Origin of the sequence: Acinetobacter sp. V2 (genome assembly GCF_001188385.1) — a bacterium.
Lineage (GTDB): Bacteria > Pseudomonadota > Gammaproteobacteria > Pseudomonadales > Moraxellaceae > Acinetobacter > Acinetobacter oleivorans.
Genome location: NZ_JZFB01000003.1, coordinates 397,614 through 402,341 on the forward strand (window position 1 = coordinate 397,614; position 4,728 = coordinate 402,341).

At 35.3% G+C, this 4,728-nt stretch carries 6 protein-coding genes; 2 read left to right on the forward strand and 4 right to left on the reverse strand.

Annotated features, from left to right (window positions below):
* Window positions 1–315: 315 nt before the first annotated feature.
* Both UC75_RS12685 and UC75_RS12690 read right to left on the reverse strand, forming a co-directional pair.
* Window positions 316–672: a four-helix bundle copper-binding protein gene (locus UC75_RS12685; RefSeq protein ID WP_005303648.1), complete on the reverse strand. Its 357-nt coding sequence runs from the start codon at window positions 670–672 to the stop codon at window positions 316–318.
* Window positions 673–1,144: 472 nt separating this feature from the next.
* Window positions 1,145–1,474: a hypothetical protein gene (locus tag UC75_RS12690; protein ID WP_004793585.1), complete on the reverse strand. Its 330-nt coding sequence runs from the start codon at window positions 1,472–1,474 to the stop codon at window positions 1,145–1,147.
* A 443-nt stretch (window positions 1,475–1,917) separates the two neighbouring features.
* On the opposite strand from UC75_RS12690, the gene UC75_RS12695 reads away from it, so the two are divergent.
* Both UC75_RS12695 and UC75_RS12700 read left to right on the forward strand, forming a co-directional pair.
* The gene (locus UC75_RS12695) at window positions 1,918–2,511 is read left to right on the forward strand and encodes a LysE family translocator (RefSeq protein WP_004793584.1); all 594 of its coding nucleotides are present in this window, start codon (window positions 1,918–1,920) and stop codon (window positions 2,509–2,511) included.
* 48 nt (window positions 2,512–2,559) lie between these two features.
* Complete coding sequence (locus UC75_RS12700; RefSeq protein ID WP_004793583.1) at window positions 2,560–2,778, forward strand: hypothetical protein; 219 nt, start codon at window positions 2,560–2,562, stop codon at window positions 2,776–2,778.
* Window positions 2,779–2,976: 198 nt separating this feature from the next.
* Here the strand turns inward: UC75_RS12700 and xseB are convergent, their stop codons facing one another.
* Together xseB and xseA are read right to left on the reverse strand one after the other, a co-directional pair.
* Window positions 2,977–3,171, reverse strand: coding sequence for an exodeoxyribonuclease VII small subunit (gene xseB, locus UC75_RS12705; protein ID WP_004793582.1), 195 nt, complete (start codon window positions 3,169–3,171; stop codon window positions 2,977–2,979).
* Window positions 3,161–4,426, reverse strand: a complete 1,266-nt coding sequence (gene xseA, locus UC75_RS12710; RefSeq protein ID WP_049837809.1) for an exodeoxyribonuclease VII large subunit — start codon at window positions 4,424–4,426, stop codon at window positions 3,161–3,163. Before xseA ends, xseB begins: the two co-directional genes overlap by 11 nt.
* Between the last annotated feature and the right edge of the window lie 302 nt (window positions 4,427–4,728).

Sequence of the window (4,728 nt, forward strand, 5' to 3'; positions counted from 1 at the left end):
CATTCGTTCTTAAGCAAATAAAAAGATGTAGAAATAATAAAATTTTTTAAACATACAGACTATTCTGTATTGCAATTTAATTTATTTATAGGTACATTTACTTAACGGTTTAAAGTTCAAGTTTAATAATGGACTCATGGTCGTTGTGGGAGATCTAAGAGCCTGCATTCTTCCCCAAGATGCGGGTTTTTTTTATGCCTATAAAAAAGTGACGATTAACCCGACTTAAATAAAAAACATATAATTTTCTGTTATTTATAAAATTTTAATAAGCCTACGATCTAAAGATTGCGTAGGCTTTACATGTTTAAAAATTTAGGCGCGATAGGCCAAACACGCTTGAGCACAAGCTAAACATGCTTTAGCACAGATCTGACAGTGCTCATGTTCATGTTTACTGCATTCTGCTGCACAGAGTTGACAGGCATTGGCGCACAATTGCATGGCTTGTTCAGCAAGCTCAGAATTTCTTAACTCTAAAGATGTACACAGTTGGCAGGTTTCTACACATGTCATGCAATGCTTAATACACTCTCGCATCATATGGACATGTTCTTCTTGCAAACATGCAGCTGCGCACGTTTTACAAGCGATCATACATTCAATACAGGCTTGAACTGAGGTAGAGGTATCACAAAATAAAGCTGAGTTTGTTTCTTGTTGAATTTCCATAAGAGTTCTCCTATCGAAGACTATTATTAAAAAATGGAATATCGTTATATTTTCTATTTTAGAAGATGATTTTTAAGGCATGGCTGTTTGAGATGAAAGGGCTACAAATCGCTAATACATAATTAACCTCGTAGTAGAATGTTACATCCAGCTTTTAGCTTAAATGCTCGTATTTTTTGAAATTGATAGGGGATTTAAATTTAAGGATTGTGTTAAATTTAATTGCATATAATACTTTTGGCTAATTTCTTATTGTGTGAATATTAGGCAAATTAGGAATGTGAACTTTGAAGGACACGAAATGGAAAACGTTAATCAATACGCTCACGGAGCTGAGCATGAAGTCCACATCCATTGCAAACGATCATTAAGCACATTAATACTGAGTATGTTCGTATTAATTACAACTGGTCGTTAAAAGAAAAAGCACCCGAGGGTGCTTTTTCTATATGCGTACTATAAATAGATAGGTTTAAGAGTCTATAAAACCACGACGTTTTTTGTAGGCTTTACGGTCATAAGAAGGGATGTTTGATTGCTGGAGATCAATCGCCAGTTGTTTCTTGCGTTGAAACTGAACTTCATTAAGAAGAGCAGCATAAATTTTGGGTCGGTCAGTTTTAAACTTATCTACATCCAATGGAATCTTATCTTCATTCTTGACAATGTATAGAACAGAGCCATTGCCATTTGTTTCATAAACCGTCCAACCAAGCCGCACAGCATAGAGTCCGGTTTTCTGATTTTTACCTAAATAAGATTTAAAACCATCGGGATGAGGGCGAACATAAGCATTCATCATGCATCCTCCATCATTTGATTTATTTGATGAAAGCGACAATCAATGAATTGATGGGGATTGAGACATCATATTCAGTAAAATCACGATTTCTAGTTGTTTATATATTGTTCAATTTTAAAATTTCAAGTGAGGCGGAAAGCTGTTATTTACTGAGTTATATACGCTCAAGAATATTCAAAAAAAGCTTATTTTTTTGAGTAATAAATTTTCAAGTTCATTCCTTGTAGGCAAGAAAGAATAGCTCACTATTCCGTGTTTGTGTGATCGGTTTTGCATATTTAAAATTGATGAAATCGTAAGTGAATTTAAGGTCAGTTTTAGTTAATTATTTGTTTTAAAAATAAATAATTAAGTTTTAATATTTCTTGTTACAACCATTTTGTCGACAATAGATGCACCTTTTTGACATATTTCGCCTAGCATAATTAAAGAGTTCGTTGCCTATGGTGTCATTTATGTTCATTGGACTTGTGGTCACCATTTTGTTGACTCCAGGCCCAACAAATACATTGTTAGCCTCTGCTGGAATACAGGCAGGAGTGAAGCAGTCTCTTAAACTTATTCCTGCTGAAGTGATGGGTTATCTCATTGCAATTACTTCATGGGGTATTTTACTTGAGTCCGTTTCACATTTTATTCCGTGGCTTCCACCTGTATTAAAGTTAATAAGTGCAACTTTTATTCTCTACCTTGCATTTAAACTTTGGACAACATCGACAAACGACATCAAATTAGACAATCCACTGATTACGCCTAAGGCTTTATTTGTCGCGACACTTTTAAATCCTAAAGCTTTACTCTTTGCTTCTGCTATTTTTCCACATGCAGCATGGGAAGTGTTTCACGTATATTTTATTCATATTGCTGTTTTTTTATCATTAATTACACCCATTGCTTTTTTATGGATTGCTTTTGGAACCGTATTAATTTCAAACAAAGTAACTTGGTTAAACCAACGTAATTTACAACGTACGGCTGCATTTATTTTAACTTTTTTTGCTATGCCAATCGGCTATTCAGCGATTAGCTCATTTTAAACTTAACTCGTTATTTATATTAAAAAATTTAATTTTCAGGAGATTTTTATGAAAAGATTAAAAGTAATTATTAAGGATCAGTTTAACCAAGAAACGATCGCTTTGGCAAAAGTTCGACCTATGAATGACCACGCCCTTGAACTTCATAAAAGCGTTGAACATATTGAAATTGACGATGATATTATTTTACCGAACATGGACTTGCTTTATGAAAACCCTAAAGACGGTAAAATTTATCAATTGATTGGAGCATTCAGCGAGGAATAGCTTTTAGCTAAGAAGTGCTGAAAATAAAGCCAAACTACGTAATAGACACAATTAAAATGTTGAAGATGCCCAATACTTGTGGGACTATGCTTTTGTAAAAATGTGACCTAATCCACATTTTTGCATTTCAGGACTAAGTGGTTTTCACTAAGCCCATTCCTTCAATGAGAAGTAGGAATGGGCTTTTTTTATTGCAAATTATTCTTTAAATGTTTCATCTAAAGCTTGTTGAACAGCTTCTATACGTGATTTACACGCTTTATAAGCAGTAATCGATTCTTCAACAATCTTCATTAAATTATCAATATCTGGGCTTTCTTGAGACTCAAGTAGTTCGGCATTTTTTTTCAAAATGTCATGGCCGTCTTTAAACGTTAACTCTTCATTGTTCATTTGGAATTACCTGTGTAATGTTGGCTTCAATCACACCATCTTGCATTTCAATCGCAATGGCAGGGCTTGAAATTTGATGTATAGACCGAATCGCTTTTCCTTCGGATCTGACAATTGCATAGCCTTTGGCTTGAACTTGTTTCGGATTTTGTAAAAGGACTTCTTTCATTAATGATTCAATTTGAGTTAATGAAAATTTAACCTGTTGCTGTGAACTAAACTGAATACGCTCTTTCATTTGGTCAAGTAGGCGATGTGCCGAGTTAAGTTGACCTTGGGCCGAAGATTTAATCTGATGAAGTAGCTGATCATTCTTGCTTTGATAGGTCGTGATTTGATGCTGCGAAAGAAGCTTAATGGTTTGCATACTATCGACAGCTTCTTGTACGCGTTCAACAATATGGTTACGGATGCCAGCAATCACTTTACTTGGCGTGTCGAATGAACGATGGGCAATTTCATCAAGAATGGTACGGTCTTTTTCATGACCAATACCAACCCAAATCGGTACAGTGCGTTTGCAGAGCAGGGCTGCAAGTTCATAATCATTTAAATAAGCCAAATCATTCACAGATCCGCCACCGCGAATAATTACAATAAGGTCTGGTGGAAATTTAAATGTACTGGCCCATTGTCTTAAACCCGAACCTAAAGATTCAATCAAGCTAGTTGCAGCGGTGTTCCCTTGAAAAGTAGCTGTGTGATAAACAAAATGGCAAACACCATTTCTCTCTAGAGCATCGGCATCTTTTTTAAAGTCACCTAGGCCCGCAGCATTTTGAGGAGCAATGACTAAAACATTTTGAATGTCAAAAGGAGTAGGCAGGAGTTTGTTCTTGTGAATTAACCCTTCTTGTGTGAGGCGTTCAATAATTTGCTGATAACGTTTAGCAATTTCGCCTAAGGTAAAGCTTGAGTCAATCTCTTCAATATTGACCGAGAATCCATATTGAGGATCAAAACGTGCTCTAATTTTGATGAGCACATTTAAATCGCTTGAAATCACAATGCCAGTTTCGCGTTCAAACTTTAAAACAATTTTACTGGCTGAGAACTTCCAGATCGTAGCTTTACAACTGGCAATGACTTTATCAGTCTCTGCATCTTTTTCTGCAAGCTCTAAATAGTAATGGCCGCCTTTAATATTTAAATTTCGAATCTCTGCTTTTACCCAGACTGGCTCATCAAAAGCCAAACGTATGACTTCCTGAACTGTGCCGAGATATTCACTAAGGGAAAACTGAGGTTCAGACATACGAACTAAACATTAAAGGACCAACCTAGATAGTATAAAAGCCATCCAACCAAGGCAATTGCTGTCTATGAATATCGGGTTCTATTTAAAATAAATACAACAATTTAAAGAATTAAAAATTGGAAATAGATAGGGTTATTTAGACCAAACGGTTAAAATGAAAAATTAATAAAAAGATAATTCTTAATAATTACAACCGATTAAAAAATAAAGTTTGCTTTATGAAATATATGAGCGTATAAAGCTTACTTCCAATTGCGGGGTGGAGCAGTCTGGTAGCTCGTCGGGCTCATAACCCGAAG